Origin of the sequence: Nesterenkonia sedimenti (genome assembly GCF_012641515.1) — a bacterium.
Lineage (GTDB): Bacteria > Actinomycetota > Actinomycetes > Actinomycetales > Micrococcaceae > Nesterenkonia > Nesterenkonia sedimenti.
This window is the reverse complement of record NZ_JABAHY010000004.1, coordinates 1-26,751: the sequence shown is the minus strand read 5'-3', so window position 1 is coordinate 26,751 and position 26,751 is coordinate 1. Positions and strand designations below refer to the sequence as shown.

Below are 26,751 nucleotides of genomic sequence, written 5' to 3'. Positions count from 1 at the left end.
AGCCCCGCAGCGGCTGCCACGTATGAAGGGGTGCATATGCCAGCCGGCGGCCCGCACCACAAAATGCTGGAGACCGACCGGTGTACCGCCTGGCTCGGCGGGGAGGTTCTGCTGGCCGAGGTCGGCCACGCCAAACTGCGGATGACCGTTCGCCCGGAGATGTGCAACGGCTTCGATATCGCCCATGGGGGCATGATCTTCACCCTGGCCGATACCTGCTTCGCCATGGCCTGCAATAACCCCGAGGGTGAGGAGGGCAGGATCACCGTGGCCTCCGGGGCGGATATCAACTTCCTGAAAGCCGCTTTCAACGGCGACGAGCTGATCGCCGAGGCCCGACTGGTCTCCCAGACCGGGCGCAGCGGGGTCTACGACGTCACCGTCACCCGCGGAGAAGACACCATTGCTGTCTTCCGCGGCCGTTCCCGAACCGTCCCGCTTTCGAACTGAGAGGTAGTACACCCATGAGCATCGCCACTGCCCCAGAGACCTCCGCCACCGGTGGGCAGCAGCCGCGCAACGCAGTTGCCGCCGCCATCGCCGCCACCGAACTGGCCCCGACCAATCGAGCAAAGCCCGACGCCGCGGAGCTGCTGAGCACCGAAGAGATTGAGGCCATTCAGCTCAAGCGGCTGCAGGCGACCCTCCGGCACGCCTATGACAATATCGACGCCTATCGCGAGCTCTACGACGCCCATGGCGTGGGCCCCGATGACCTGCAGTCCCTGGAAGATTTGGCGAAGTTCCCCTTCACGGATAAGGAGTTCCTGCGCAACGCCTATCCTTTCAAATCTTTCGCCGTCCCCATGGATGAGGTCCGCCGGATCCACGCCTCCTCCGGCACCACCGGCAAGCCGACAGTGGTCGGCTATACCGAGGGCGATATTGACCGTTGGGCGACCCTGCTGGCCCGCTGCCTGCGCTACTCGGGGGTCAGGCCCGGGGATATCGTGCATAACGCCTATGGCTATGGACTGTTCACCGGAGGCCTGGGCGCCCATTACGGGATCGAGAAGCTCGGAGCCACGGTGATCCCGATGTCAGGCGGGCAGACCGAGAAGCAGATCCAGCTCATCCAGGACTTCAAACCCCGGGTGATCCTCTGCACCCCCACCTATCTGCTGGCCCTGGCCGATGCCTTCCGCAATGCCGGCCTGGACCCACGGGAGTCCTCCCTGGAGATCGGCGTTCTGGGCGCCGAGCCCTGGACCGAGGAGATGCGCCATGAGATTGAGCAGGCCTTCAACATCAAAGCCTGCGATATCTACGGCCTCTCCGAGGTGATGGGCCCCGGCGTCGGCGGTGAGTCCTGGGCCAATCAGGATGGCTGCACCCTCTGGGAGGACCACTTCCGCCCAGAGATCATCGACCCCATGACCGAGGAGGTCCTGCCGCTGGGTCACCACGGGGAGCTGGTCTTCACCACCCTGACCAAAGAGGCCCTGCCGATCATCCGTTACCGCACCCATGACCTCACCCGCCTGCTGCCCGGTACTGAGCGCAGCGGCCACCGGCGGATGGGCCGGATCACCGGGCGCAGCGATGACATGATCATCCTGCGCGGGGTCAATCTCTTCCCCACCCAGATCGAGGAGATCGCACTGGGCATCGAGGGACTCTCCCCGCATTTCCAGCTGGAACTGACCCGGCTGAACCGTATGGACCAGATGACCGTCCATATCGAACGCCGCCCGGAGACCCCACGGGAGCAGGCCGAGCAGGCTGCAGCCGAACTGGGCCGGCAGATCAAGGTCAAGATCGGCTCCAGCTGCCAGATCAATCTGGCCGAACCGGATACCCTGGCCCGCTCCTCGGGCAAACTGCGCCGGGTCTACGACAAGCGGCCGAAGTGAGTCGATCCGCTAGCGTGGATCGAATGACGAGCACCGATACCACCGCCACTGCCTCAACCAGTAAGCCGGCCAAGCGGGGCCGCCCGGGATACGACCGCGACTCCCTGGTGCGGGTCTGTGTGGAGGTCTTCAACCGCCGCGGCTATGAGGCCACGTCCATGGGTGCACTCGCGGAGGAGCTGGGGATCTCCAAATCCGCTATCTATCACCATGTGAAGTCCAAGGAAGAGATCCTCGACGCCGCCCTCAGCCACTCTTTGGCCGAACTGGAGGAGGTAGTGGCCAGCGCCGCCGCCCAGGACCTCCGGGCCATCGAGGAGCTGGAGGCGATCATCACCGAATCGGTGAATGTGCTCACCCGCTCACTGCCCTATGTAACCCTGCTGCTGCGCTTACGGGGCAACTCGGAGCTGGAGACTGCAGCACTGCGGCGTCGTCGTGAGATCACCCTGCGGATCGCCCAGCTGATCGACCAGGCACAGCAAGACGGTGATATCCGCAGCGATATCGACGCCCGGACTGCCTCCCGGCTGGCCATGGGCATGGTCAACTCCATTGTGGATTGGTTCCGCCCAGAACGGGCCGAGGGTGCCGCTCCCCTGGCACAGACAGTCAGTGGACTGCTGCTGGGCGGGCTGCGGAAGGGCTGAGCTGCCCAGATCTGGTTCCTCCAGGGTGTTGTACGCCTCACATAACTCGTATATACTGAACGAACGGTCAGTAATTCAGGAGGTTGGAGAATGTCCGCAGAGAAACCACAGCTGCAGGCTGTAGACGGTGAGTCCACCACCGATCAGATCAGCGCGGATGCCCAGCGGGCAGCCGATGAGGCCCGTGTGGGCTGGGAGCGCTTCCAGGAGCTGATCGCCGAGGATAAGCGCGTCGAGCCGCGGGACTGGATGCCCAATAACTACCGCAAGACACTGGTTCGCCAGGTCTCCCAGCATGCCCACTCCGAGATCATCGGCATGCAGCCCGAGGGCAACTGGATCACCCGCGCTCCCTCTCTGAAGCGCAAGGCCATTCTGATGGCCAAGGTCCAGGATGAGGCCGGCCATGGGCTCTACCTCTACTCCGCGGCCGAGACCCTGGGCACCTCCCGGGATGAGATGTATGACCAGCTCTACACCGGTAAGGCCAAGTACTCCTCGATCTTCAACTACCCCGCACGCACCTGGGCCGATGTGGGAGCTATCGGCTGGCTGGTCGACGGCGCGGCCATCACCAACCAGGTCCCGCTGTGCCGGGCAAGCTACGGCCCCTATGGCCGGGCCATGGTCCGGGTCTGCAAGGAGGAGTCCTTCCACCAGCGTCAGGGCTGGGAGATCCTCTACACCCTCTCCCACGGCACCGAAGCGCAGAAGCAGATGGCCCAGGATGCGGTGAACCGTTTCTACGGTCCCGCCCTGCAGATGTTCGGCCCGCCCGATGATGAGTCCCCGAACTCCCAGCAGTCCATGGCGTGGAACATCAAGCGCTTCTCCAATGATGAGCTGCGCCAGCGCTTTGTGGACATGATCGTCCCGCAGGCCGAGGCCCTGGGCCTGACCCTGCCGGATCCCGAGCTGAAGTGGAACGAAGAGCGTGGCCACTACGACTTCGGTGAACTGGACTGGGATGAGTTCTTCAGCGTGGTCAAGGGCAACGGCCCGTTGAACCATCAGCGCCTGATCCACTACCGCAAGGCCCGCGATGAGGGCGCCTGGGTCCGCGAGGCCGCAGCCGCCTATGTAGCCAAGCAGGAGGAGCAGGCTGAGCAGTCGGCACTGCTGAGCGCCTGATCCCCTCCCCCACCCCACTGACATTCCTTCACTGACAGAGAAGAGGTCCCCTATGCCGGAGCAGACCCCCAACGGCACTGAAGAGATCCCGGAAGGCGGCGTGGTCGCCGTCGACCCCGCTGATCGCAGCGCCTGGCCGCTGTGGGAAGTCTTCGTTCGCAACTCCCGCGGTCTCTCCCATGTCCACGCCGGCTCCCTGCATGCACCCGATGCCACCATGGCCGTGCGCAATGCCCGGGATCTCTACACCCGGCGCAATGAGGGGACCTCCATCTGGGTCGTCCCGGCCGCGGAGATCACCGCCTCGGACCCCGATTCCAAAGGTGGCTTTTTCGAATCCCCGCAGGGTAAGGCCTTCCGGCATGCGACCTACTACAAGCAGTCCGAAGGGGTGCCCCACCTATGAGCAGCGCAGCAGGCTTCACCGCCCAGGATTCGGCCACCCGGATCTCAGTGGGCGAGGCCATCACCCCCGAGGAGCTGCAGGCAAGTGGGGCCAGCACCGATGAGACCACCGCAAACTATGCGCTGATCCTCGGCGATGACTCCCTGATCCTGGCCCAGAGGCTGGGGCACTGGATCTCCCGGGCCCCGGAGCTGGAGGAGGATATCGCCCTGGGCAATATCGCCCTGGATCTGCTGGGGCACGCCCGGTTCTTCCTCTCATATGCCGGCACCGCCTGGGATAAGTCCGAGGATGATCTGGCCTATTTCCGAGATGAGGAGCAGTTCCGTTCGGCCCGTCTGGTCGAGCAGGAGAACGGTGATTTCGCCCGGACTATCGCCCGGCAGCTGATCTTCAGCTTCTACGCCCATGAGCTCTACAGCCGCCTGGTGGACTCCACCGATGAGACCCTGGCCGCCATCGCGGATAAGGCCCTCAAAGAGGTGGACTACCACCAGGATCACGCCGCCCAGTGGGTTATCCGCCTCGGCGGTGGCACCGAGGAGTCGCACCGCCGGATGCGGACCGGGCTCGAGGATGTCTGGCCCTATATCGATGAGCTGTTCAACGACGTCGAGCCCACCAAGGAGCTTGCCGCTGCCGGTGTGGCAGTGCTGCCCTCGACCCTGCGCGAACCGGTAATGGAACGGCTGACCGCGGTGATCGAACAGGCCGGGCTGCCGGNAATGGAACGGCTGACCGCGGTGATCGAACAGGCCGGGCTGCCGGTGCCGTCGATCAAGGGTGCCTATGGTGCTGATCGCAGTGGCCGGTTCTCCGAGCAGCGCGGCTACATTCTGGCCGAGATGCAGGTGCTGGCCCGCCAACACCCCGGCGCTACCTGGTGAGAGGAGGAGACTGTGGCTTCCACCAACGCCGCCCAGCCGGTCACCACTGCTGAGCTGGACCCCAATGGCATCCGGCCATCGGCCCCCGCCGATGCCGAGGTCTGGGATATTGCCGCCACAGTCAACGACCCCGAGATCCCAGTGCTCAGCATTGCTGATCTGGGCATCCTGCGCGCAGCCGCCAGCACTGAGGACGGCGGCGCCATCGTGGTCATCACCCCGACCTATTCCGGATGCCCGGCTATGGACACCATCACTGAGGACCTCACTGCTGCCCTGCACGCCAAGGGCTATGCCCCCGTCCAGGTTCAGACTGTCCTGAAGCCGGCCTGGACCACCGACTGGATGACCGAGGAGGGCAAACGGAAGCTGCGTGAATACGGGATCACCCCGCCCAGCGGCTCCGCCCCCGTGCGCAATGGCCCCATCTCGGTGGGACTGAGCGTGAAATGCCCCCGCTGTGACTCCCTGCAGACCAAGGAGCTGGCCCGGTTCGGCTCCACCGCATGTAAAGCCCTGTACCAGTGCCGCAGCTGCCTGGAACCCTTCGACTACTTCAAGGTGCTGTAATGACCGTAGAGACTCCCTCGGCCGAGGAGGCCGCTGCCCCGGCACGCCGTCGGGCCACTTTCAACACACTGGAGGTCGCCGAGGTTCGGCGGCTGACCTCGGATTCGGTGGAGGTCACCTTCGCCATTCCCGAGGAGCTCCAGGACGATTTCGACTACGCCCCGGGCCAGTATGTGGCCCTACGGGCAGAGATCGACGGCCAGGAGCTGCGGCGGTCCTACTCCATCTGCACCGAGCCTGTTCCCGGGGAGATCCGGGTGGCGATCAAACGCGATATCGGTGGAGTGTTCTCCACCTGGGCCAATGAGCAGCTCAAACCCGGCGACACCCTCGAGGTGATGAACCCCTCGGGCGCTTTCGTCTCCAAGACCGCCATCACCTCGATGAACCGACCCGAGGAGCTGGCCGAGGATGCGCTGGCCCGCCGGCCCGATGCCAAGCTGATCGCCTTCGCCGCCGGTTCCGGGATCACTCCGATTATGGCCATCGCCCGCTCGGTGCTCACTGCCTCACCGGAGGCCAGCTTCGATCTGGTCTACGCGAACCGTTCTGCCGGGGATGTGATGTTCGCCGAGGAGATCGGTGACCTCAAGGACCGCTACCCCTCCCGGTTCGCGGTTCACCATGTGCTCTCCCGGGAGCAGCGGCTCAACCCCCTGCTGACCGGCCGGATCGATGACGAGAAGCTCTCCACCCTGCTGGAGCATGTGCTGCGCACCCAGGAGGCCGATGAGTGGTTCCTCTGTGGGCCCTTCGAACTGGTCCAGCTGGTCCGGGATGAACTGTCCGAACGGGAGATCCCCTCAGAGAAGGTTCGCTTCGAACTGTTCACCACTGGTCGCCCCGACCGGCCCGCTGGTCAGCAGGGCCGCCGGGTGGAGACCGACACCAGCGGCGAGACCCGCCGCATCGAGTTCACCCTCGATGGCCTCACCGGCCAGGTGGACTCCCCGGTCTCCTCGGGTGAGACAGTGCTCAATGCCGCCCTGCGTGAGCGTTCTGATGTGCCTTTCGCCTGTGCCGGCGGTGTGTGTGGAACCTGCCGGGCCAAAGTGGTCGCCGGGGACTTCGAAATGGACGAGAACTACGCCCTGGAGGCCGATGAGGTCGCCAAGGGCTATGTGCTGACCTGTCAGACCCGACCCACCTCGGACACCCTCGTGGTGGACTACGACGCCTGATACCGAAAGAAGCGGAGCAAGCCATGATTGACCTCAGCATCGACAATGGCCTCGCCGAGGTCGTGCTCAACGCCCCCAAGAAGCTGAACTCCCTGAATGAGTCAGCGCTGGCCGAACTTGATGAGGCCTATCAGGAGGCGGAGTCAGCCGGGGTCCGTGCCCTGCTGCTGCGCGGTGAGGGCCGCGGCTTCTGCGCCGGTCGTGACATCTCCGGAGTCACCCCAGCCGATGACGATGTCCTGGGTTACCTCGGCGGAAAGGTCACCCCACTGCTGCGCCGAATGGCTCAGTTCCCGGCACCGACCTTCGCCGCAGTCCACGGCCCCTGCCTGGGCGTGGGACTGGGGCTGGCCATCGCAACCGATGTCGTCTACGTGGCCGAGGACGCCAAAATCGGCTCCCCCTTTGCTTCACTGGGAGCCACTCTGGACTCCGGCGGCCATGCCCTGTTCGTCGAGCGGCTTGGTGCCCACCGGACCCTGGATCTGATCTACACCGCCGAGCTGATCTCCGGTGCCGAGGCAGTCTCGGCCGGTCTCTTCTCCCGGGCGGCGCCGGCTGATGAGCTGGTGGAGTTCAGCCGCAGTAAAGCACAGAAGGCTGCCTCCGGAGCGACCCTTGCCTTCCGGGAGTCGAAGAAGCTGGTGGCCCAGATCCGCGATGAACGGATCGGTCTGTGGGAATCCCTGGATGCGGAGAACCGGGCTCAGGCCGCACTCTGTGACACTGAGGACTACGCGGAGGGTTTCGCCGCCTTCCAGGAGAAGCGCAAGCCCAGTTTTCACGCCCGCTAGAGGTATATGCCAAACTATGATGTCCACAGATTGAGACATCACTCGCGCCGAGGTACCGCCAATTCCTTCGGTCAGTAGTGTGTTGTTGTCCTCTGCTCCACGTGACCCCGCTCACGTCTGCGAGCCCAACCTTACGACCCTTGGTGACGATACATGGCGAAGACGGCACAGTTACCCGATCCGGCTAAGGATCTCGGGGATGTCACTGCCGGGACTTCCGCTCAGGAGGCCCTGGGCACTGATGCCAAACGACACTTCGGGCGTATCTCCGGGCTGATCGTCGCCACTATCGCCATCATCTGGTCGGTCTTCCAGCTGGCGGCCAATATCACCGGCATGGGTGCGATGAACCTGCGCGGCTGGCATATCGTCTTCCTGGTCCTGCTGACCTTCCTGATCTTCCGGCCCTTCAAGGCCGGCTGGACCCGCAGCAAGTACGTCACCATCTTCGATGTGGTCCTGGCGGTGGTCGCCACCGTTCCCTTCCTGTATTTCCTGCGTGAGTACGAGCAGATCGCACTGCGGGGAGGGTTCCTGGATCCCACCGACTACGTGATGGGCATCCTGGGCGTCGTCGTCGCCCTTGAGGCTGCCCGCCGGGTGGTGCGCAACCTCGCGATACTGGCCGCGATCTTCCTGCTCTATGCCTTCCTGGGCAGCTATATCAGTGGGGTTTTCGGTCATGCCGGCTATTCCATGGACCGGCTGACCCAGCAGCTCTTCTGGGGCAGCCAGGGCATCTTCGGCATCGCCATCGGAGTTTCGGCGACCTTCGTCTTCGTCTTCATCGTCTTCGGGGTCTTCCTGAAGTACAGCGGGTTCAGCGATTTCATCAGTGATATCTCTCTGGCCATCACCGGCCACTCCCCCGGCGGCCCGGCGAAGGTGGCCGTAATCGCCAGTGCGATGACCGGCACGATCAATGGCAGTGCCCTGGCCAATGTGGCCACCACCGGATCCATCACCATCCCGCTGATGAAACGCAATGGCTACAGCCCCCGAATGGCGGCGGCTGTCGAGGCGGTGGCCTCCACCGGCGGCCAGTTCGCTCCCCCGGTGATGGGCGCGGTGGGCTTCGTGATGGCTGAATACCTCGGCCTGCCCTATGTGGTGGTGATGCTGGCGGCTGTTCTGCCGGCACTGCTCTACTATCTCGCGGTGCTGCTGGTGGTCCACTTCGAGGCCAAACGACAGGGGCTGACCGGCATCTCACGGGAGAACCTTCCCCGGGCCTTCGAGGTGATCAAACAGAAGGGTCATCTTTCCCTGCCGCTGATCATCCTGGTGGTCCTGCTGCTGATGGGTTACACCCCGCTCTTCGCCGGGGTGGTGGGCATTGTCTGTGCTGTGGCCGCCTCTTGGATCCGGCCATCGGGCGGAATGGGACCGAAGGCCATTCTGAAGTCCCTGGAGGAGGGTGCCCGCAGCGCCATCGGTGTGGGTGTGGCCTGCATGGTCATCGGTGTGATCATCGGGGTGGTGTCCCTGACTGGGCTGGGCTTGAACCTCGGGTTCTTCATCGCTGATTTCACCGGAGACTCCCTTTTCATCGCCGCTGCACTGGTGATGGTTATGAGCATCATCCTGGGTATGGGTGTACCTGGAGTCGCCGCCTATGTGATCGTCGCCGCGGTGGGCGCTCCGATCCTGACCGACGCCGGGGTGGAGCCCTTGGCAGCCCATATGTTCATCCTGTTCTTCGCCTCCCTGTCGAATATCACCCCGCCGGTTGCCCTGGCCTCCTATATCGCCGCCGGTATCGCCCAGGAGGATGAGACCAAGGTATCGCTGACCGCGGTCAAGGTCGGCCTCATCGGCTTCATCCTGCCGTTCACCTTCATCTACAACCCGCAGCTGCTGTTGGATGCCGATGACCTCGCAGCGAGCCTCGTCCCTGCCGTCTCGGCCATTGCCACAGTGATCCTGATGACTGCCGGGCTCCAGGGGTGGCTGCTGGGCTCGCTGAACCTGCTGCTTCGCCTGGGCGTCTTCACCGCAGGCGCACTGCTGTTGATCCCGGGCCAGCTGACCAGCCTCATCGGCCTGGGGCTGGCCGCAGTCGCTGTGATCATCCAGTTGACCATCACCACCAGAAGCACCAAGTCCGCTTCGAAAGAAAGGTAACCCCACCGATGAGAAAGCACTCAGCACCACTGGCTGCCCTCTGCGTCTCCGCTCTGGCCCTGACCGCCTGTGAGGGCGGCGATGGCGGCGCCGATGCGGGGGATCTGCGGTTCCCCACTGCCAGCACCACGGGTGTGATCTATCCGCTGGGCGCCTCCATGGCCAATCTCTGGAACTCGGAGCTGGAGGGAGTCAGCGTCTCCTCCGAGGCTTCCAATGGTGGGGTGGAGAACCTCAATCTGATGGCCAGCGGTGATGCTGATATCACCTTCGCCACTGCCGGGATCGCCTATGAGGCTCTGCACGGTGAGGGCACTTTCGAGGACCGGGAGTACGAGGGCCTGCGGGTTCTAGCCGGTCTCTACGAGAACCCCAACCAGCTGGTGGTCCGCTCCGATGAAGGGATCGGCTCCATCGCTGATCTCGAGGGCCGGAACTTCGCCCCCGGTGCCACCGGAAGCACCCCGGAGGTTGAGGCCCGCGCCATCCTGCCGGTCTACGGGGTGGACTACCCCGATGGGATCAACGCCAATTTCGTCAGCTTCGATGAGGCCATCGACCTCATGCGCAACCGTCAGGTCGACGGCGCCCTGATCCAGGCGGGCCTGCCCAATGCTGCGGTGACTGAGATGACCTCCACCGTCGGCGGCGAGCTGCTGCCCATTGACGGCTCCGAGCGGGATCAGCTGATGGATGAGTACCCCTGGTACAACGAGTTCACCATTGAAGCCGATACCTATGACAACCAGCCTGAGGATATCGAGACGATCTCGATCAAGATGCTGCTGCTGGTTGATGAGGATATGGATGATGAGCTGGCCTATCAGCTTACGGAGGCCTTCTGGGAGAACCTGAACCAGCTGGATGAGCAGAGCGTGGTGGAGCAGATCGACCCCGACGCCGCCGCCCAGGACCTCGGTGAGGTTCCCCTCCATGACGGGGCCGCCGAGTATTACGAGGAGAACGGCCAGCTGTGAGCCAGATTCTCGACCAGGCTGCCGCGGCCAGTGAGAAGTCCGGATCCCAGGGGCCCCGGATCAGCTTTCTGGGGCCTGAGGGGACCTTCTCCGAAAGCGTGGTCGACTACATCTTCGAGGACCGGGATTTCCACCGGCTGCCGCAGAACACCATCAGTGACTGCCTGGCCTCGCTGGCCTCCGGTGCCGCCGATCATGCGGTAGTTCCGGTGGAGAACTCCACCGGCGGCGTCGTCCCGGATTTCTGGGATATCTTGGCCCGTGGTTGGCAGCAGCGCAGCTGGGAGATCACCCATGATGTGGTCAGCGATGTCTCGCAGCATCTGTTCACCCTGCCCGAGCTTGCCGAGGTCGGGCAGAAGCCGGTGAAGATCTTCTCCCATTGGCAGGCGCTGCGGCAGTGCCGGAAGTACCTGGACCGGGTGTATCCGAAGGCTGATTGGGTTCCGGTGGACAGTACCGCAGAGGCCGGGCGACTGGTGCGTGAGGCTGCCGGTGAGGCTTATGCCGCCATCGGCCACCGCAATATCGGAGATCGCTTCGGCCTGACCCGACTGGCCGCCTCAGTGGAGGACAACCCCTTCAATCAGACCCGGTTCATGGTGGTCTCGCGCAGGAGCACGACGGCGACCGGCTACCAGGGTGCCGCCGCCGAGGCGCGTGCGCTGACCTATCACTCAGCCCTGAGTCCCAGTCTCGCCTCAGTCCCTGCCGCCCTCGCCGAGATCCAGCAGGGTCAGGGCTGGGAGCTGGCCGGCTGCTACTCCCTGCCGAAGCCCGGTTATATGGGCGAGTACAACGTGTTCATGGATTGGCGCACCGGCGGCGAGCTCCCCGCCGATCCTGTGGACCCCACCCCGGACTCCGAATACGTTGTCCTCGACACCTACCTCAGGGTGCCCTGAACCTTATTCGGCACCCTCTAGGAACGGTGGGAGTTCCTTGGCGAAGCCGGTGGCCTGTTCAAAGGCGTGGGCTACCTGGAGCAGTTCGAAGTCCTGGTTGTGGTTGGCCGAGAGCTGCAGTCCCACCGGCAGTCCGGTGCTGCTGAACCCGGCCGGCATGGAGATGGCAGGGATCCCCGTGGCCGAGATGACGCTGGCTGAGCGCATCCAGTCGAGGTAGTTCTCCATCTCCACACCGTTGATGGTGGTGGGGTAGGTCTCGTCGACATCGAAGGGCAGAACCTGCACGGTCGGGCTGGCCAGCACATCGTATTCGCCGAAGAACTTCTGGACGTTATGTGCCAGGCGGGTTCGGGCTAGGGTCATCTCCACCCAGTCCTGACCGGTCAGCCCCTGGCCCTTCTCCACATTCCAGATCACCTCGGATTTGATCTTCTCCCGGTGATTTCGCACGAGGTCCCCGAACTGCAGGGCGAAGTCCAGGGCGCGCCCATTGCTGAAGACGATATCGGCGTCGCTGAGGTCTGGGGCGGTCTCCACCACATGCGCTCCGAGGCTTTCGAAGACCTCCAGCTGACGTTCCAGGACTTCGAGGACCTCTTTCTCCACCGGGATGCCCAGGCCCAGATCAGGCGACCAGGCGATCCTCATCCCGGTGAGGTCCTTCTCCAGGGGCTCAGTGAACCGCTGCGGAGCCACCGGGGTGGGGAAGGGAAGCTCGGGGTGGTCCCCGGCGATGACTGACATCACCAGGGCGATATCGGCCACCTCCCGCGCCATCGGTCCCACCCGCGCCTGCCAGTTCCACGCATTGGCCGAGGGGGCCTTGGGCACCACTGCCTCGGAGGGCCTGAACCCGATGACGTTGCAGAAGGATCCCGGGTTTCGCAGGGAGCCGCCGTAGTCGGATCCATCGCCTACGGGTTGGATCCGCGCTGCAATGGCCGCGGCAGCTCCCCCGCTGCTGCCGCCGGCGCTCTTGCTGTGGTCATAGGGGTTCTTCGTGGCGCCGAAGACCTCGTTGAAGGTATGCGACCCAGCGGCGAACTCCGGCACATTGGATTTCCCGGTGGTCACCGCTCCCCCAGCCTGGAGCCGATCGATGATGACGTCGTTGAACTCGGGGACATTGTCCTTCAGGATCGGTGAACCCGAAGTGGTGCGGATGCCCTTGGTGTTATTGGTGTCCTTATGGGTCACCGGGATTCCATGCAGAGCCGGCAGCGGCTCTCCGGAGATGGTTAGGGCATCGGCAGCTTCGGCCCGCTTCCGGGCACCGGCCTCATCGAGTGTGACCACCGCATTGATCTGCGGATTCACCTTCTCGATCTGCCCCAGATGTGCCTCGAGCAGCTCACGTGCGGAGAGCTCTTTGGCAGCAATCGCGGCTGCGAGTCGCTGGGCGGGCCAGTGAAGCTGTTCTGCCATGGGGGCACCTCCGGTTTGGAACCTTGACTCAATATGAGCCAACCTACCCCAGGCCAAGTTACAGATCAGCTACGGGAGATCAGAATCTCGGCGTTGGAGGCCTCACCGTCTTCGTCATCGTCCATATCCGGCTCCCCGGGGCCGAGGTGGATGGCGCGAATAGTCCCATCGGGCAGTCCCAGCAACTGCTCAGTGCGGACGAAGAGCTCCTGCCAGATCTGCAGTTCCTCCTCGGTCTCGGTGCCGGGCAGTGAGACGAAGGGGGCGCGGCCCTCGGCCAGCAGCCGGTGGGCATTGCGCTGGATATGCAGACCGAAATCCACGATGCCGGCGGAGATCGCAGCGCCGTTGCTCAACACCTTGTCCTGGGTGCGGCAGAGCCGGCGGGGACTGATGAAGCTGCTCGGGGGCTCCACCAGGTGCTGGTCCACCATCAGCGACCAATTGCAGGTTGTGCTCTTGGAGGCGGCGCCACCACCGAGTGCCTGCACCCGGAGGCCGAATTCCCGGTGCAGTACAGCAAGGAACTCCAGAGTCTCGGCGGTGAACAGCTCTGCCTGGCGTGGAACCTCCGGCCCGGCGAGCGTGACCGTCTGCTGTGAGGTCTCCTCAGTGGTGATAGTCATAGCGAATCTCCTTTGATTCCTGGTCCGTTATCGGTTCGTCCCTTATCGGTGACAAACACCAGTTTTCGCCAGGCCACAACCCCGATTCCAGGGATACTGAGGAAAAGATCCGCGTTTCTTTGCGAATCTCAAAGATCCGCCATAACCAGCACTTCTCTAGAAGGGCTCCTGACCGGTGATCGCGGCCGCGGCCTTCTCCCCGATCAGCACCGAGGGCGCATTAGTGTTCCCCGACGTCACCTGGGGCATGATCGATGCATCTGCCACCCGCAGGCCATTGAGCCCACGCACCCGCAGGGTCTCGGGGTCCACGACAGCCTGCTCACCGACTCCCATCGCGCAAGTGCCGACCTGGTGGTGATAGGTCGTGGTGGTATTGCGGATGTACTCCACCAGGGCCTCATCAGAATCATCCACATCCGGGCCTGGGAAGAGTTCCTCAGCACCCCACTGCTGCAGGGCCGGCTGAGCGGCAATGGACCGGCACTGGCGCAGCGAGTAGAGCATCGCCTCCAGATCGGATTTCTCGGTGTAGGCACCCAGCCGGATCTGCACAGGATCCTCCGGGTTGGGCCCTGAGAGCGTCAGGGATCCCCGGGAGGCAGGCCGGACAATCCCCGCCAGCAGGGAGAAGCCCTCCTCGGGCCCTTCCATCAGCATCCCGGCAGTGTTGGTGTACATAGGAACAGAGAAGAAGATCGGCTGGGTGTCAGGAACCGGCTGATCATCGCTGGTCTTGGCCCAGTAGTGCACCTGGGCGACGGCGACCTCCTGGGGCGGCAGCTGTTCCTGCGTGGTGCAGACCACCGGGGCCAGCAGATGGTCATGCAGATTCTGCCCGACGCCGGGATGGTCGAGTTCAACCTCGATCCCCACCTCACGCAAATGATCAGCGGGGCCGACTCCGGAGCGCAGAAGCAGTTCCGGGGAGCCGATAGCCCCGGAGGAGAGGACGACCTCATCGGCAGTGTAGGTGACGGTCTGACCCTGCGTATCGAATTCGGCACCGGTGACAGTGCCGGAATCGATGAGCAGACGCCGAGCCTGGGCTCCGGTGACCAGGCCGAGATTGGGGTGATCGGCCACCGGTTTGAGATAGGCGCGCCAGGTGTTGAAGCGTCGGCCATCGCGGATGTTCAGCTGCATCCAGCCCACACCCTCGACTGAGCCGTCGTTATAGTCCTTATTCTCAGGGATGCCTTCCTGAAGGGTCGCATCGTAGAGGCTGGCCTGGATGGGGTGCCGGGGGTAGTCGGTGGTGATATCCAGTGGCCCCTCCTGCCCACGGATATGGGGGTCGCCGTCGCCATAGGCCTCGATGGCCTGGTAGTAGGGCAGAACCTCATCCCAGGACCAGCCGGTGCAGCCCTGTTCTGCCCAGGAGTCGTAGTCCCAGCTGTCGCCGCGGACCCAGATTGTGGCATTCAGAGCGTGGGAGCCGCCCAGGACCTTGCCGCGGGGGATGTGGACTTTCCGGTTGTTCAGCTCCGGCTCCGGTTCGGTGAAGTAGTTCCAGTCCTCGGGCGAGCCCCAGAGCAGTCCGAGCCGGGAGACGTCGTCGATATCGGGGTTGGTGTCCTGACCTCCGGCCTCGACCACCCGGACGGTGTGTCCGGCATCCAGGAGGCGACGGGCGATGACGCAGCCGGCTGATCCTGCCCCGATGACCAGGAAATCGGTATGTGAGTCGGACTGCGCACTGGGCTGGGCATTTGTCATGGGGGTTCCCCTTTCCAAGGACAATGTGATGTACCTCTCCAGGATCGCCCCGGGAGGCGCCGGACTCTCGGCCGCTGACGCATGCTTCTGTGCCCGCCGCACAGTGCTGTGGCTGGGGTCACAAAACATGGGACAATAGGGCGCAGTTCACATCGAAGGAGGTCAGGTTCGTATGACAGTTCAGTCCCTGGCACCGCTGTCCTTTTCCAGCAGTGAGCTGGCCCCGGGTGACCGTTTCGACGCCTGGCACAGTGCAGTCAGCTCGGCATTTGTACCCCTGGATGTGAGCACCGCTGACCCCAAGCATTTCGACGGATACCTCCGCGCCCAGCCGCTGGGTCTGGTGACAGTGACCGAGGTCGGCGGCCAGGCAGCCCACGTCAAACGCAGCCGACAGGCCATCGCCGCAGGCAATCCCGGGGTCTATAAATTCGCTCTGCAGCGCAGCGGCCAATGCCTGGTCCGCCAGGATGAGAATGAGGCCCTGCTCTCCCCCGGTGACCTCGTCGTCTATGACACCACTCGCCCCTATGACGTGATCTCCCGGGAGCCCTACAGCATCTTTGTGGTCCAGGTTCCTCATGAGCATTTGGGCATCAGCCAGGATCAGGCCCGCGCATTGGTGGCACAACGGATCCCGGGCAGCAGCGGCCTGGGGGCGCTGACCTCATCCCTGTTGAGCACGCTGAGCACCCAGCTGGAGACCGAGGAGATGTCACCGGATCCACGCGCTGCTGCCGCAGTGCTGCAGATGGTTCAGGCCACTCTGATGGCGCGGCTGCGCCCAGCCCAGGAGATCCCGACCCGGGATGTTGTCTATCTTGAGGCAGTGCGCTTTATCGACCGACACCTGGGCGATTCGCGGCTTTCGGTCACCACTGTCGCCCAGGCGCTGCATGTCTCAGTGCGCTACCTGCAGAATGTCTTCGCCGATGAGGGCACCACAGTCAGCGACTGGATCCGCAACCGTCGGTTGGAGCACTGCCGGGTTGAGCTCAGCGATCCCAGTCAGCGTTCACGCCCGGTCAGCGTCATTGCAGCCCGCTGGGGCTACAATGACGCCTCGAGCTTCACCCGGTCCTTCAAGAACGCCTTCGGCGCCACTCCCAGCGAATACCGCCGCCAGACTCTGGCCTAACTCGCCCAGTCGGGGGTTTCCTTGGCCACCCGGGTGAGCACATCGTAGGTCGCGACGATCTCGTCGTTCTGGTTGTGCAGCACGGCGTCCCAGCGGACCTCGCCGTAATCGTCAGTCTCGCGCGGGGTGATCTGCTTGGCGGTCAGGGTCACGCGGATGGAATCGTCATAGGTCACCGGCGTCATGAAGCTCAGGTTCTCCAGACCGGTATTGGCCAGCACCGGACCCGGTGCCGGTTCCACAAAGAGACCTGCGGCCCAGGAGACCAGGAGGTAGCCATGGGCGACCCGGCGTGGGAAGAACGGATTGGCGGTGGCCGATTCCTCATCGGTATGGGCGTAGAAGGTATCCCCGGTGGACTCGGCGAAGGCATCGATATCCTCCAGCCGGACCTCGCGCAGACCCGAGGCGAACTGGTCGCCGATCTTCAGCTCCGACAGCGGCTTGCGGAAGGGATGGACGGCCTCACCGGAGGCCACTGTCTCCGGGGTGGCGGTATTGGCCTTCGCCCCCCGGTGCCAAACTCCGGTGATCCCGGTCAGCAGATCCGGGGTTCCCTGGATGGCGGTGCGCTGCATATAGTGCTTGACCCCGCGCATACCGCCGAGCTCCTCGCCGCCGCCGGCCCGTCCGGGACCGCCGTGGACCAGATGCGGCAGGGGTGAGCCGTGGCCGGTGGAGGTCTTGGCGTCATCGCGGTCGAGCAGATGCACCCGCCCATGGTGGGATCCGATACCGCGGACGAACGCCCCAGCAATCTCGGGATCGTGAGTGCAGACTGTGGCCACCAGGGAGCCGCCGCCCAGGGCAGCAAGCTCCACGGCGTCGTCGATATCTGCATAGCCCAGCACTGAGGTCACCGGCCCGAATGCCTCAACCTCGTGGACCTCCGGGGTGTGGGCATCACTGAACTTCAAAGTGGTCACCGGGAAGAAGGCACCCTTTTCCGCATCGGCGGAACCGGTGCCGGCCTGGGGCCCGCCGAAGCAGAGCTCACCGCCGGCATCGACCAGGCGCTGCACCGCGGAGGCCACCTCGGCCTGCTGGTCCTTCGAGGCCAGCGCTCCGACAGTGGTGGACTCATCCCGGGGATCACCGAGCACCGCGCGGGACTCCACTCGCTGGCGCAAGGCATCGACTACAGCCTCGACATGCTCACTGGGCACGATGGTCCGACGGATGGCAGTGCACTTCTGACCGGCCTTGGCGGTCACCTCCTGGACAACAGCCTTGATGAAGGCCTCGAACTCCGGGGTCTCCGGTCCGGCATCAGGGCCGAGGATGGCGGCGTTCAGGGAGTCGGTCTCGGCGGTGAACCGCACGCCCTCTTCCTGAACGTTCTTATGCGAGCGCAGCAGTTTGGCGGTATCGGCCGAACCGGTGAAGGCGACATGGTCCCGGTAGTCGAGATGGTCCAGGAGGTCACGGGCCGAACCGGAGATCAGCTGGATGGAGCCCTCGGGCAACAGTCCGGAGTCCACCATGATCCGCACGCAGGCTTCGGTGACATAGGCGGTCTGGCTGGCCGGCTTCACGATTGTCGGCACTCCGGCGATGAAGCTGGGAGCAAATTTCTCCAGCATGCCCCAGACCGGGAAGTTGAAGGCGTTGATCTGCACGGCGACACCGGTGAGCCGGGTGTAGATATGCTCACCGATGAAACTGCCGTCGCGGGAGAGCTGTTCGACCTCGCCGTCGATGACCACATTGGAGTTCGGCAGTTCCTTGCGCCCCTTGGATGAGTAGGCGAAGAGAGTTCCGATGCCGCCGTCGACGTCGATGAGGTGATCCTTGCGGGTAGCCCCGGTCTTATCCGAGAGCTCGTAGAGGGGCTCTTTATGCTCACCCAGGTAGAGGGCCAGCTGTTTCAGCAGCAGTGCCCGCTGGTGGAAGGTCAGTTTTCCCAGGTTGTTCTGACCGACGATGCGCCCGTATTCGACAGCCCCGGCCACATCGAGCCCATCGGTGCTGATCCGGCAGACGGCCTCACCGGTTGAGGCGTCATGGACCTCTGCGATCTTCTTCGGGGTCTTGGGGGTCCACCACTGCCCGGCGATATAGCTGGGCAGAATGGGTGCCTGGGTTGTGGTCTCTGTGGTGGCAGCAGTCATGGGGGCGTCCTTACCTCTCCGTCGCCGGACACATCATCTACTGACCGATCGGTCAGTATTTATGAGCATCCTACCGTGCTGCAGGTCACAGTGCATCACCCGGGATCGGATGCAGGTGCTGGGTGTGGTCATCGAAGATCAGCGCAGTCTGCGTACTCTGCACACACTGCAGGGGCTGGATCCGCTCGAAGATCACCCGACGCAGCTCCTCCACCGTGCGGGTCCTGACCAGCAGCACGGCGTCGTACTGCCCGCCCACCAGGGCGAGGTGCCGAACTGCAGGCTCATCGGCCAGAGTCTTGCGCACCACCTCCCAGTCATCCTGCTTCAGGGTCAGGAAGACATAGGCGGCAGTCTCCAGGCCGGCCGCCCGAGCGTCGATTCGCGCGGTATAGCCCTGCAGCACCCCTGCCGACCTCAGCTGGGCAATCCGGTCATAGGTATTGGCCCGCGAGAGGTGCAACTCCTCGGCGATGGCGGTGACAGATTTTCGAGCATCCCGGCTCAGTGCGGCCAGAATCGCGTGATCAGTGGAGTCCAGAGTTTTCACAGTTTGGACACTACCACCGAAATCACAACCAATTTCAGCAATTCGTCCACTCAATCCAGCTGACAGAAAGATAAAGTCTGCAATTTCTGCCGAATGTGGCGGACGCCTCGCCGGTGGATCCACACTAGGAGCAACTATGGTTCAGGTCACATGTGCAGATTGGGAGGCAGCATGACCGAGAGCACCACCCCGCCGCCATCACCGGAGATCCAGGCGGGATCCGAAGACGTCACCGTCCCGATGGGGGCATCCACACCCGAGCCGGGGCACCAGAAGGCTGAGCAGGCATCACGTATTCTCGAGGCCAGCCGCTCCTTCGGCATCACCCCGGAGCAGTACATGCTTCCGGCCCAGCAGCAGATCCGCATGCTGGACCCCGAGGGCAATCTCATCTCCGAGTCCGAGCAGGGCACAGGCCCCGGCCATGAATACCCCATTCCCGAGGATGATGTGCTGCTGAAGGCCTATGAGGGCCTGGTCGCCGGCCGCCGGATCAATGACCAGAACTACGCCCTGGTCCGCCAGGGCCGGCTGGCCGTCTACCCCTCCTCGCACGGGCAAGAGGCCTGCCAGGTCGGCGCAGCCCTGGGCCTGGGCACCCAGGACTGGATGTTCCCCACCTACCGGGACACTGTCTCGGTGATCACCCGCGGGGTCGACCCCCTGGAGGTCATGGTCTCCTTCCGCGGCGACTGGCACTGCGGATACAACCCGCATGACTACAAGGTCTCGGCCATGTCCACCCCGCTGACCACCCAGCTGCTGCACGCCGTCGGCGTCGCCCATGCGGCCAAACTGCGCGGCGAGGACACTGTGGTCCTGGCCATGTGCGGTGACGGTGCCACCAGTGAGGGCGACTTCCACGAGGCACTGAACTTCGCGGCGGTCTTCGAGGTCCCGGTGGTCTTCTTCGTGCAGAACAACGGCTATGCCATCTCGGTACCGCTGTCCAGCCAGTCGGCTGCCCCCTCCCTGGCCCATAAGGCCATCGGTTACGGCATGGCCGGTGAGCAGGTGGACGGCAATGACATGGTCGCAGTCCTGGCGACCCTGCGCCGGGCAGTCCATCTCGCCCGGGAGAACTCCACGCCCCTGCTGCTGGAGGCCACCACCTACCGGATGCAGGCCCACACCAACGCCGATGACGACACCCGCTATCGCGACTCCGAAGAGGTCGAGCAGTGGAAGCGCAAGGACCCCCTGAAGCGGATGCGCACCTTCCTGACCAATAAGGGCCTGCTGGACGAGGCCACCGAGGAGCGTATCTCCGCCAAGGCCGAGGAGATCGCCGCCTCCCTGCGTCAGGCCATGACCACTGAACCCAAGGGGGATCCCCTGGAGCTCTTTGAGCATGTCTATGCCGAGCCCACCGCCCAGCTGCATGAACAGCGCGATCAGCTGGCCGATGAGTTGACCCGCGCCGAAGAGGGAGGCCACGCCTGATGAGCGCCACTACAGCCACCAAGAGCACGACGACGTCGTTCGCCTCTGCCCTGAACACCGCCATGTCTGACGCCATGGAGAACGACCCCTCCGTGGTGGTCTTCGGCGAGGATGTCGGCACCCTCGGCGGAGTCTTCCGGATCACCGATGGGCTGACCAAACGCTTCGGTGAGAACCGCTGCTTCGACACCCCCCTGGCCGAGTCCGGAATCGCCGGCACCGCCGTGGGTATGGCCATCAATGGGATGCGCCCGGTAATCGAGATGCAGTTCGACGCCTTCGCCTACCCCTCCCTGGAGCAGATCTTCAGCCATATCGCCAAAATGGCCAACCGCACCCGCGGCAACGTCCGGCTGCCGATCGTCATCCGCATCCCCTATGGCGGCGGCGTCGGCGGTGTGGAGCACCACTGTGACTCCTCGGAGGCCTATTACGCCCACACCCCGGGCCTGAAGGTCTTCACCCCAGCCACCGTGGCCGATGCTTACCTCATGCTGCGAGAGGCCATCGACTCCGAGGACCCGGTGGTCTTCTTCGAACCGAAGAAACTCTACTGGTCCAAGGAGGCCGAGGACCTCTCGGAGCTGCGCGCTGAGTACGAATCCGGCACCAGCAGCCGGCGGATCGGCGCCGAGGCCAATGCCCAGATCGTGCGCGAGGGCACCGATGTCTCCATCATCAGCTACGGCCCCTCAGTTTCGACCGCATTGAAGGCCGCTGAAGCAACTGCCGAGGATGGGATCTCCGCCGAGGTTCTGGATCTGCGCAGCATTGTGCCCTTCGATGACGCCGCACTTCAGGCCACCGTGGAAAAGACCGGCCGCGCCGTCGTCGTCGCTGAGGCTCAGGGTTTCGCCTCTGTGGCCAGTGAGATCACCGCCCGGATCCAGGAGCGCTGCTTCCACTCGCTGTCCTCCCCCGTGCTGCGGGTCACCGGCTTCGATATCCCCTATCCGGCGCCGAAGCTGGAGGAGCACCACCTGCCGGATGTCGACCGCATTCTTGACACTCTCGACGAACTGCAGTGGGAGGACTGAGCATGACCACCTTCAATCTGCCTGACCTGGGCGAAGGCCTCACCGAGGCGACCCTGCTGAGCTGGCTGGTGGCCGAGGGCGAGACTGTCGCCGTCGATCAGCCCATCGCCGAGGTGGAGACTGCAAAGTCCGCCATCGAGGTCCCCTGCCCCTTCGAGGGAACTGTTGCGACCCTGCATGGGGAGGTCGGCGAAACCCTAGAGGTCGGCAAGCCCCTGATCACCGTCACCACAGCCAACGACGACGCGAACGACACCAATGGCCATGCCGGGGCACTGTCCTACCGGGAGGAGGAAAGAGCCGGGACTGCAGTGCCTGCCGAAGAGGAGTCCTCCGAGGGCTCCGGCAACGTTCTCATCGGCTACGGGACCTCCGAGTCAAATGGCCGCAGGCGCCGTCGTCGTCGTGAACGTGCCGCCCAGCCGGCCCCTGCCGTCACCGCGCAGAAGACGGCTGAACCGAAACAGACCAAGGCACCGCGGGTCTCCTCTCCCCTGGTGCGGCGACTGGCCCGCGAACAGGGTATTGATCTCAGCTCGCTGACCGGCAGCGGCCCCGGCGGGTTGATCATGCGCGCCGATATCCTCGCTGCAGCCGAGCCGAGCAACCCAACCACTGAGGCAGCACCGGCGGGCGCTGACTCCCACACCGGCCTGCCGGTGCGGGAACGGGTCGCGGTGGCAGGTATTCGCAAGGCGATCGCCACCAAGCTTTCGCAGTCTCGCACTGAGATCCCTGAGGCCACCGTCTGGCAGGACGTGGATGTCACCAAGCTGCTTCAGCTGCGCGGTGACCTCAAGGCCGCGGAGGGTCAGGCTCCCTCAGTGCTGGCCTTCCTCTCACGGTTCGTGGTGGCCGGGCTGTGGCGCTACCCGGAGTTGAACTCGCGGATCGAGGACACCGGCTCCGGCCAGGAGATCATCCAGCTGGAGGGGATCAACCTCGGCTTCGCAGCTCAGACCGATACCGGGCTGGTGGTTCCGGTGGTCCGTGAGGCGCACAGCCGCTCAGCTCGGGAGCTCAACGCCGAGATCCGCCGTCTGGCCGACGCCGCCCGGGAGGGCAAGCTCACCGGCAAGGAGCTCTCCGGCGGTACGTTCACCGTCAATAACTACGGGGTCTTCGGCTCCGATGGGGCCACCCCGATCATCAACCACCCCGAGGCCGGGATCCTGGGCATCGGGCGGATCATCGACCGCCCCTGGGTTGTCGATGGGGAGCTGGCCGTCCGGAAGGTCACCACCCTGACCATCGCCTTCGATCATCGGGTCTGTGACGGCGGGGCAGCAGGTGGCTTCCTGAACTATGTGGCCACCTGTATGGAGAACCCCGGCGCGGCCCTGGCTGATCTCTGAGCAGCCAGTCTGTGTGATTGACCTCATAGCCCCTTCGTGACAGGCTAAGAGGGTATTAGTGAACGATCGGTCAGTAAATCGGAGGTCCCCTGCCGTGGCAGAAGCTGCTTATCTCGTCTCTGGAACCCGCACTCCCGTGGGACGCTACGGTGGGGCACTCTCCGCAGTGCGCCCCGATGACCTCGCTGCCCTGGTGATCCGCACTGTGGTTGAGGATGCCGGGATCCCCTCCGCCGAGGTGGATGAGGTCATCTTCGGCAACGCCAATGGCGCCGGCGAGGAGAACCGCAATGTGGCCCGGATGGCCTGGCTGCTGGCCGGTTATGAGGACACTGTCCCGGGGATCACCGTCAACCGGCTCTGCGCCTCGGGGATGTCCGCCATCGCTCAGGCTCAGTACATGATCGCCGCCGGTGCCGCAGATATCGTCGTCGCAGGTGGTGTGGAGTCGATGTCGCGGGCCCCCTGGGTAATGGCTAAACCGGAGAGGCCCTTCGCCAAGCCGGGCGAGGTGGTGGACACCTCGATCGGTTGGCGGTTTGTGAACCCGAAGCACCTCGAACACGAGGGCCGCACATTCTCCATGCCGGAGACCGCCGAGGAGGTCGCCCGGGTGGACAATATCTCCCGGGAGGATGCTGACGCCTTTGCCCTGCAATCCCAGCAGCGGGCCGCAGCCGCCATTGAGAAGGGGCGCCTGACCCGCGAGATCACCCCGGTGGAGATCACCAGCCGCAAGGGAAAGGTCACCGTGGTCGACACTGATGAGGGCCCCCGCCCGGAAACCACCCTGGAGGCCCTGGCTGGGCTCCGCCCGGTGGTCAAGGGTGGTTCAGTGGTCACCGCCGGTAACTCCTCAACCCTCAACGACGGCGCCTCTGCGGTGATCGTGGCCTCCGAGCGCGCCGTGGAGAAATACGGACTTCAGCCCCGGGCACGGATTGCCGGTTCCGCCAACGCCGGCGTTCCCCCACAGATCATGGGGATCGGGCCGGTCCCGGCCACTGAGAAGGTGCTGGAGCGCACCGGCTGGAGCCTCGATGATCTCGGCGCCGTTGAGCTCAACGAGGCTTTCGCCACCCAGTCCCTGGCCACTATTCGCCGGCTGGGCCTCGATGAGCAGATCGTCAACGCCGATGGCGGAGCTATTGCTCTGGGTCACCCCCTGGGATCCTCTGGTGCCCGCATCGTGCTGACCCTGGCCCGTCGGATGGAGGATGACGGGATTCAGTGCGGCCTGGCGACCATGTGCATCGGTGTCGGGCAGGGTTCTGCCATGCTGCTGGAAAAGGTCTGAGCCGGAGCCCGGAGCGAAGAAGGATAATGATGAGCCAGACTCTCAACCCCGAGGATTTCAGCACGCTGACCATCTCGGAGACCGATAACCGGTTCCATGCCCAGCTTGACCGCCCCGAGGTGCGCAACGCGATTGATGCGGCCATGATCGATGAGCTGCATGCGGTCTGCGCCCACCTGGAGGCGTTCCCGAAGACGCTGATCCTTTCGGGCACTGAGGCTGGAGGTAAGGGGATCTTCGCCTCCGGCGCCGATATCGGTCAGCTGCGCGAGCGTCGTCGTGATGATGCTCTGCGCGGGATCAACTCCACTGCCTTTGACCGGATCGCGAAGCTGCCGATGCCGGTTATCGCCGCTATTGACGGCTACGCCCTGGGCGGCGGCGCCGAGCTGGCCTGGGCGGCAGATTTCCGCCTGGCCACCCCTCGGGTAAAAGTGGGTCAGCCCGAGACCGGCCTGGGGATCATCCCCGCGGCCGGCGCGCTGTGGCGGCTGAAGGAACTCGCCGGTGAGGCCATTGCCAAGGAGATTCTCCTTGCGGGGCGTATCCTCTCGGCTGAGGAGGCTCTTTCCCATGGGCTGGTCTCCTCTATCCATGAACCCGAGGATCTCCTCGCTGCAGCTGAAGAGCTCGCCGGCCGGATCGCCAAACAGGATCCGCTGGCCGTTCAGGTCTCCAAGCGGGTATTCGCAATGCCGAGGGAGGCCCACCCCCATGTGGACAATCTGGCCCAGGCCATCCTGTTTGAGTCTCAGGCGAAGTTCGACCGTATGCAGGCATTCCTCGACCGGAAGAAGCAGAAGGAGTCCCCCTCTCAATGAGCGAGCAAGTCACTACCCAGTCTGCACAGCTTCCCACTCGGGTCGGTGTCCTCGGTGGCGGTCGGATGGGGGCCGGCATCGCCCATGCGTTCCTGGTGGCTGGTGTCCCTGAGGTTGTGGTCGTAGAGATCAACGACGACGCCGCCGAGGCAGCTGCTGCGCGGATATCCGGTGATCTTCAGGCGAGTTTGGACCGCGGGAAGATTTCCGGCTCCCTTGAGGAGTGGACGGCTCGGTTGAGCACCTCGACTGATTACGCAGTCTTCGCCGACTGTGGGCTGGTGGTTGAGGCTGTGCCGGAGAAGTGGGAGATCAAGGTCTCCTCGCTGCAGAAGGCCGAGGCACAGCTGGGCGAGGGCGCCTGGTTGGCGACGAATACCTCCTCGATTTCGGTCAGCAAGCTCGGTGAGCAGCTGCAGCGGCCTGATCGGTTCTGTGGTCTGCACTTCTTCAATCCGGTGCCGGCATCGAAGCTGGTTGAGGTTGTACTTGCGGAACAGACCAACTCGGAGCTGGAGGAGAAGTCCCGGAGCTGGGTCGAGGCACTGGGGAAGACCCCGGTTGTGGTCAATGACGCTCCCGGTTTCGCCTCCTCCCGACTGGGCGTTGCCATCGGCCTGGAGGCGATCCGGATGGTCGAGGAGGGCGTGGCCGCGCCGGAGGATATCGACAACGCGATGGTGCTGGGATATAAGTTCCCGATCGGCCCCTTGGCTCTGACCGATATCGTCGGTTTGGATGTGCGTTTGGGAATTGCGGAGTACCTGCACTCCACCCTGGGTGACCGTTTTGAACCTCCGCAGCTGATGCGCGATATGGTCGCCCGCGGCGAGCTTGGCCGGAAATCAGGCAAGGGCTTCTACACCTACGACTGATAGCCGGCCGGGAGTCACTGCCGCCTTGCCCGAACCGTGAGGTTTCGGCGGAACCACTGGATCATCACAGCCGCCCCCACTAGAACCGCGCCGATCGGGAACAACATCAGCTGCAGTGGAGTAACCAGCCCCATGGTTGCATAGGGTAGCCCCGTAGCCTCCAGCAAGTACGGGGCACTGACCGTCATTGCGATGCCCAGAACGAAGCATGCCACTGCCCAGCCAACGCATTTGCGCGCGGTCGAATCTAGCCCTTGTCTCTCTTTCTTCGCCTGATTCACCTCAAGTACATTGCATTCATCAACCGACCTATATCTCTTCACGCTATCTCAGGTGGAACTTCTCGACACGGAACTGGAACATGAGCATGTCCACCCCTCCACCTACAGTGGTTTTATGGATATAGAAAGTGGTCCCAGACAGAGGATTTGCCTGGTATCTGGGCATGTCCGCCCCCAGGGGTAGCGTGGGTTTTATGAAGGATGACCAGCAGTTCCCCCGCCCGGAGGTACCGGAGCGTGTGGCTCATCTGATGCATGAGCCAGCACTTGCTGCTGCCCATCACCACACCATCAATATCCGGCGAGAAACAGCCCGCCAGATCATCCGCCTGCTGGACTACCGCGAAGACCGCCAGCGGGAAGTCGCCCGGGACCACATCCACTACCGCAGAGCCACCGCACACGAGGCCAACCGGCACGCCGCCCTGCTCTTAGAAACCACGGAGCAGACCGCTACCGCCATCCTCAATTCCGCTGAATACGTGCGCGAGCATCTGCCGAAGTTCTGGAAAGCATTCCGCGCCGGGGCCATCGACCTCGCCAAACTGCGCAAGACCGCAGTCGAGACCACACCACTCATTCACCGAGAGGA

25 protein-coding genes are annotated in these 26,751 nt (G+C 64.0%); 20 read left to right on the top strand and 5 right to left on the bottom strand.

Features of this window, described 5'->3' with window-relative positions:
• Positions 1 to 36: 36 nt before the first annotated feature.
• The 12 genes from paaI (at position 37) to HGQ17_RS05655 (ending at position 11,478) form a co-directional block, all read left to right on the top strand.
• Positions 37 to 450, top strand: a complete 414-nt coding sequence (gene paaI / locus HGQ17_RS05710) for a hydroxyphenylacetyl-CoA thioesterase PaaI (protein ID WP_229503356.1) — start codon at positions 37 to 39, stop codon at positions 448 to 450.
• Between the two features lie 14 nt (positions 451 to 464).
• Positions 465 to 1,853 carry a phenylacetate--CoA ligase family protein gene (locus HGQ17_RS05705; RefSeq protein WP_168887015.1) on the top strand — a complete coding sequence of 463 codons (1,389 nt, stop codon included), beginning with the start codon at positions 465 to 467 and terminating at the stop codon, positions 1,851 to 1,853.
• A gap of 23 nt (positions 1,854 to 1,876) precedes the next feature.
• Complete coding sequence (locus tag HGQ17_RS05700; protein WP_168887014.1) at positions 1,877 to 2,503, top strand: TetR/AcrR family transcriptional regulator; 627 nt, start codon at positions 1,877 to 1,879, stop codon at positions 2,501 to 2,503.
• Between the two features lie 90 nt (positions 2,504 to 2,593).
• Entirely contained in the window at positions 2,594 to 3,634 is a 1,041-nt protein-coding gene (paaA, locus tag HGQ17_RS05695) for a 1,2-phenylacetyl-CoA epoxidase subunit PaaA (protein ID WP_168887013.1), read from the top strand.
• Between the two features lie 52 nt (positions 3,635 to 3,686).
• Positions 3,687 to 4,040, top strand: coding sequence for a 1,2-phenylacetyl-CoA epoxidase subunit PaaB (gene paaB / locus HGQ17_RS05690; RefSeq protein WP_168887012.1), 354 nt, complete (start codon positions 3,687 to 3,689; stop codon positions 4,038 to 4,040).
• Positions 4,037 to 4,927 carry a 1,2-phenylacetyl-CoA epoxidase subunit PaaC gene (gene paaC / locus HGQ17_RS05685; RefSeq protein ID WP_168887011.1) on the top strand — a complete coding sequence of 297 codons (891 nt, stop codon included), beginning with the start codon at positions 4,037 to 4,039 and terminating at the stop codon, positions 4,925 to 4,927. The genes paaB and paaC overlap by 4 nt, the downstream gene beginning before the upstream one ends.
• A 12-nt stretch (positions 4,928 to 4,939) precedes the next feature.
• On the top strand, positions 4,940 to 5,497 hold the full coding sequence (paaD, locus tag HGQ17_RS05680; RefSeq protein WP_407670755.1) for a 1,2-phenylacetyl-CoA epoxidase subunit PaaD: 558 nt from the start codon (positions 4,940 to 4,942) through the stop codon (positions 5,495 to 5,497).
• Positions 5,497 to 6,678: a 1,2-phenylacetyl-CoA epoxidase subunit PaaE gene (gene paaE, locus HGQ17_RS05675; protein ID WP_168887010.1), complete on the top strand. Its 1,182-nt coding sequence runs from the start codon at positions 5,497 to 5,499 to the stop codon at positions 6,676 to 6,678. Before paaD ends, paaE begins: the two co-directional genes overlap by 1 nt.
• Positions 6,679 to 6,701: 23 nt before the next feature.
• Positions 6,702 to 7,472, top strand: a complete 771-nt coding sequence (locus HGQ17_RS05670; protein ID WP_168887009.1) for an enoyl-CoA hydratase/isomerase family protein — start codon at positions 6,702 to 6,704, stop codon at positions 7,470 to 7,472.
• 153 nt (positions 7,473 to 7,625) lie between these two features.
• Positions 7,626 to 9,596 carry a TRAP transporter permease gene (locus HGQ17_RS05665; protein ID WP_168887008.1) on the top strand — a complete coding sequence of 657 codons (1,971 nt, stop codon included), beginning with the start codon at positions 7,626 to 7,628 and terminating at the stop codon, positions 9,594 to 9,596.
• An 8-nt stretch (positions 9,597 to 9,604) separates the two neighbouring features.
• On the top strand, positions 9,605 to 10,573 hold the full coding sequence (locus tag HGQ17_RS05660; protein ID WP_168887007.1) for a TAXI family TRAP transporter solute-binding subunit: 969 nt from the start codon (positions 9,605 to 9,607) through the stop codon (positions 10,571 to 10,573).
• Entirely contained in the window at positions 10,570 to 11,478 is a 909-nt protein-coding gene (locus HGQ17_RS05655; RefSeq protein WP_168887006.1) for a prephenate dehydratase, read from the top strand. Before HGQ17_RS05660 ends, HGQ17_RS05655 begins: the two co-directional genes overlap by 4 nt.
• A gap of 3 nt (positions 11,479 to 11,481) precedes the next feature.
• Here the strand turns inward: HGQ17_RS05655 and HGQ17_RS05650 are convergent, their stop codons facing one another.
• The 3 genes from HGQ17_RS05650 to HGQ17_RS05640 form a co-directional block, all read right to left on the bottom strand.
• On the bottom strand, positions 11,482 to 12,906 hold the full coding sequence (locus tag HGQ17_RS05650) for an amidase (RefSeq protein WP_168887005.1): 1,425 nt from the start codon (positions 12,904 to 12,906) through the stop codon (positions 11,482 to 11,484).
• A 65-nt stretch (positions 12,907 to 12,971) separates the two neighbouring features.
• The gene (locus tag HGQ17_RS05645; RefSeq protein WP_168887004.1) at positions 12,972 to 13,532 is read right to left on the bottom strand and encodes an aldolase/citrate lyase/malate synthase family protein; all 561 of its coding nucleotides are present in this window, start codon (positions 13,530 to 13,532) and stop codon (positions 12,972 to 12,974) included.
• A gap of 156 nt (positions 13,533 to 13,688) precedes the next feature.
• On the bottom strand, positions 13,689 to 15,251 hold the full coding sequence (locus HGQ17_RS05640; protein ID WP_168887003.1) for a GMC family oxidoreductase: 1,563 nt from the start codon (positions 15,249 to 15,251) through the stop codon (positions 13,689 to 13,691).
• Positions 15,252 to 15,423: 172 nt separating this feature from the next.
• Here HGQ17_RS05640 and HGQ17_RS05635 point away from each other — a divergent pair, with 172 nt between their 5' ends.
• Entirely contained in the window at positions 15,424 to 16,389 is a 966-nt protein-coding gene (locus HGQ17_RS05635) for an AraC-like ligand-binding domain-containing protein (RefSeq protein ID WP_168887002.1), read from the top strand.
• Here the strand turns inward: HGQ17_RS05635 and paaZ are convergent.
• Together paaZ and HGQ17_RS05625 are read right to left on the bottom strand one after the other, a co-directional pair.
• Entirely contained in the window at positions 16,386 to 18,500 is a 2,115-nt protein-coding gene (paaZ, locus tag HGQ17_RS05630) for a phenylacetic acid degradation bifunctional protein PaaZ (protein WP_168887001.1), read from the bottom strand. The genes HGQ17_RS05635 and paaZ overlap by 4 nt on opposite strands.
• An 85-nt stretch (positions 18,501 to 18,585) precedes the next feature.
• On the bottom strand, positions 18,586 to 19,050 hold the full coding sequence (locus tag HGQ17_RS05625) for an Lrp/AsnC family transcriptional regulator (protein WP_324615199.1): 465 nt from the start codon (positions 19,048 to 19,050) through the stop codon (positions 18,586 to 18,588).
• A 240-nt stretch (positions 19,051 to 19,290) separates the two neighbouring features.
• On the opposite strand from HGQ17_RS05625, the gene pdhA reads away from it, so the two are divergent.
• The 7 genes from pdhA to HGQ17_RS05590 form a co-directional block, all read left to right on the top strand.
• A complete protein-coding gene (gene pdhA, locus HGQ17_RS05620; RefSeq protein WP_168887161.1) occupies positions 19,291 to 20,493 on the top strand; it encodes a pyruvate dehydrogenase (acetyl-transferring) E1 component subunit alpha in 1,203 nt (400 codons plus the stop codon).
• Positions 20,493 to 21,530 (top strand): alpha-ketoacid dehydrogenase subunit beta, encoded by a 1,038-nt coding sequence (locus tag HGQ17_RS05615; RefSeq protein ID WP_168887000.1) that lies wholly within the window; start codon positions 20,493 to 20,495, stop codon positions 21,528 to 21,530. Before pdhA ends, HGQ17_RS05615 begins: the two co-directional genes overlap by 1 nt.
• Positions 21,527 to 22,885: a dihydrolipoamide acetyltransferase family protein gene (locus HGQ17_RS05610; protein WP_168887160.1), complete on the top strand. Its 1,359-nt coding sequence runs from the start codon at positions 21,527 to 21,529 to the stop codon at positions 22,883 to 22,885. Before HGQ17_RS05615 ends, HGQ17_RS05610 begins: the two co-directional genes overlap by 4 nt.
• A 94-nt stretch (positions 22,886 to 22,979) precedes the next feature.
• On the top strand, positions 22,980 to 24,182 hold the full coding sequence (locus HGQ17_RS05605; protein ID WP_168886999.1) for an acetyl-CoA C-acyltransferase: 1,203 nt from the start codon (positions 22,980 to 22,982) through the stop codon (positions 24,180 to 24,182).
• A gap of 29 nt (positions 24,183 to 24,211) precedes the next feature.
• Complete coding sequence (locus tag HGQ17_RS05600; protein ID WP_168886998.1) at positions 24,212 to 25,003, top strand: enoyl-CoA hydratase/isomerase family protein; 792 nt, start codon at positions 24,212 to 24,214, stop codon at positions 25,001 to 25,003.
• Positions 25,000 to 25,878 carry a 3-hydroxyacyl-CoA dehydrogenase family protein gene (locus tag HGQ17_RS05595; protein WP_168886997.1) on the top strand — a complete coding sequence of 293 codons (879 nt, stop codon included), beginning with the start codon at positions 25,000 to 25,002 and terminating at the stop codon, positions 25,876 to 25,878. The genes HGQ17_RS05600 and HGQ17_RS05595 overlap by 4 nt, the downstream gene beginning before the upstream one ends.
• A gap of 475 nt (positions 25,879 to 26,353) precedes the next feature.
• On the top strand, positions 26,354 to 26,751 hold a 398-nt coding region (locus tag HGQ17_RS05590), incomplete at its 3' end, for a hypothetical protein (RefSeq protein WP_168886996.1).

Excerpts from the sequence above, each read along its gene's own strand:
- HGQ17_RS05600 (WP_168886998.1), top strand. The coding sequence starts at position 24,212 with ATGAGCCAGACTCTCAACCCCGAGGATTTCAGCACGCTGACCATCTCG.
- paaZ (WP_168887001.1), bottom strand. The coding sequence starts at position 18,500 with ATGACTGCTGCCACCACAGAGACCACAACCCAGGCACCCATTCTGCCC.
- paaB (WP_168887012.1), top strand. The coding sequence starts at position 3,687 with ATGCCGGAGCAGACCCCCAACGGCACTGAAGAGATCCCGGAAGGCGGC.
- HGQ17_RS05660 (WP_168887007.1), top strand. The coding sequence starts at position 9,605 with ATGAGAAAGCACTCAGCACCACTGGCTGCCCTCTGCGTCTCCGCTCTG.
- pdhA (WP_168887161.1), top strand. The coding sequence starts at position 19,291 with ATGGGGGCATCCACACCCGAGCCGGGGCACCAGAAGGCTGAGCAGGCA.
- paaE (WP_168887010.1), top strand. The coding sequence starts at position 5,497 with ATGACCGTAGAGACTCCCTCGGCCGAGGAGGCCGCTGCCCCGGCACGC.
- HGQ17_RS05645 (WP_168887004.1), bottom strand. The coding sequence starts at position 13,532 with ATGACTATCACCACTGAGGAGACCTCACAGCAGACGGTCACGCTCGCC.
- HGQ17_RS05665 (WP_168887008.1), top strand. The coding sequence starts at position 7,626 with ATGGCGAAGACGGCACAGTTACCCGATCCGGCTAAGGATCTCGGGGAT.
- HGQ17_RS05700 (WP_168887014.1), top strand. The coding sequence starts at position 1,877 with ATGACGAGCACCGATACCACCGCCACTGCCTCAACCAGTAAGCCGGCC.
- HGQ17_RS05595 (WP_168886997.1), top strand. The coding sequence starts at position 25,000 with ATGAGCGAGCAAGTCACTACCCAGTCTGCACAGCTTCCCACTCGGGTC.
- HGQ17_RS05705 (WP_168887015.1), top strand. The coding sequence starts at position 465 with ATGAGCATCGCCACTGCCCCAGAGACCTCCGCCACCGGTGGGCAGCAG.
- HGQ17_RS05640 (WP_168887003.1), bottom strand. The coding sequence starts at position 15,251 with ATGACAAATGCCCAGCCCAGTGCGCAGTCCGACTCACATACCGATTTC.
- paaI (WP_229503356.1), top strand. The coding sequence starts at position 37 with ATGCCAGCCGGCGGCCCGCACCACAAAATGCTGGAGACCGACCGGTGT.
- paaA (WP_168887013.1), top strand. The coding sequence starts at position 2,594 with ATGTCCGCAGAGAAACCACAGCTGCAGGCTGTAGACGGTGAGTCCACC.
- HGQ17_RS05635 (WP_168887002.1), top strand. The coding sequence starts at position 15,424 with ATGACAGTTCAGTCCCTGGCACCGCTGTCCTTTTCCAGCAGTGAGCTG.
- HGQ17_RS05650 (WP_168887005.1), bottom strand. The coding sequence starts at position 12,906 with ATGGCAGAACAGCTTCACTGGCCCGCCCAGCGACTCGCAGCCGCGATT.
- HGQ17_RS05615 (WP_168887000.1), top strand. The coding sequence starts at position 20,493 with ATGAGCGCCACTACAGCCACCAAGAGCACGACGACGTCGTTCGCCTCT.
- HGQ17_RS05670 (WP_168887009.1), top strand. The coding sequence starts at position 6,702 with ATGATTGACCTCAGCATCGACAATGGCCTCGCCGAGGTCGTGCTCAAC.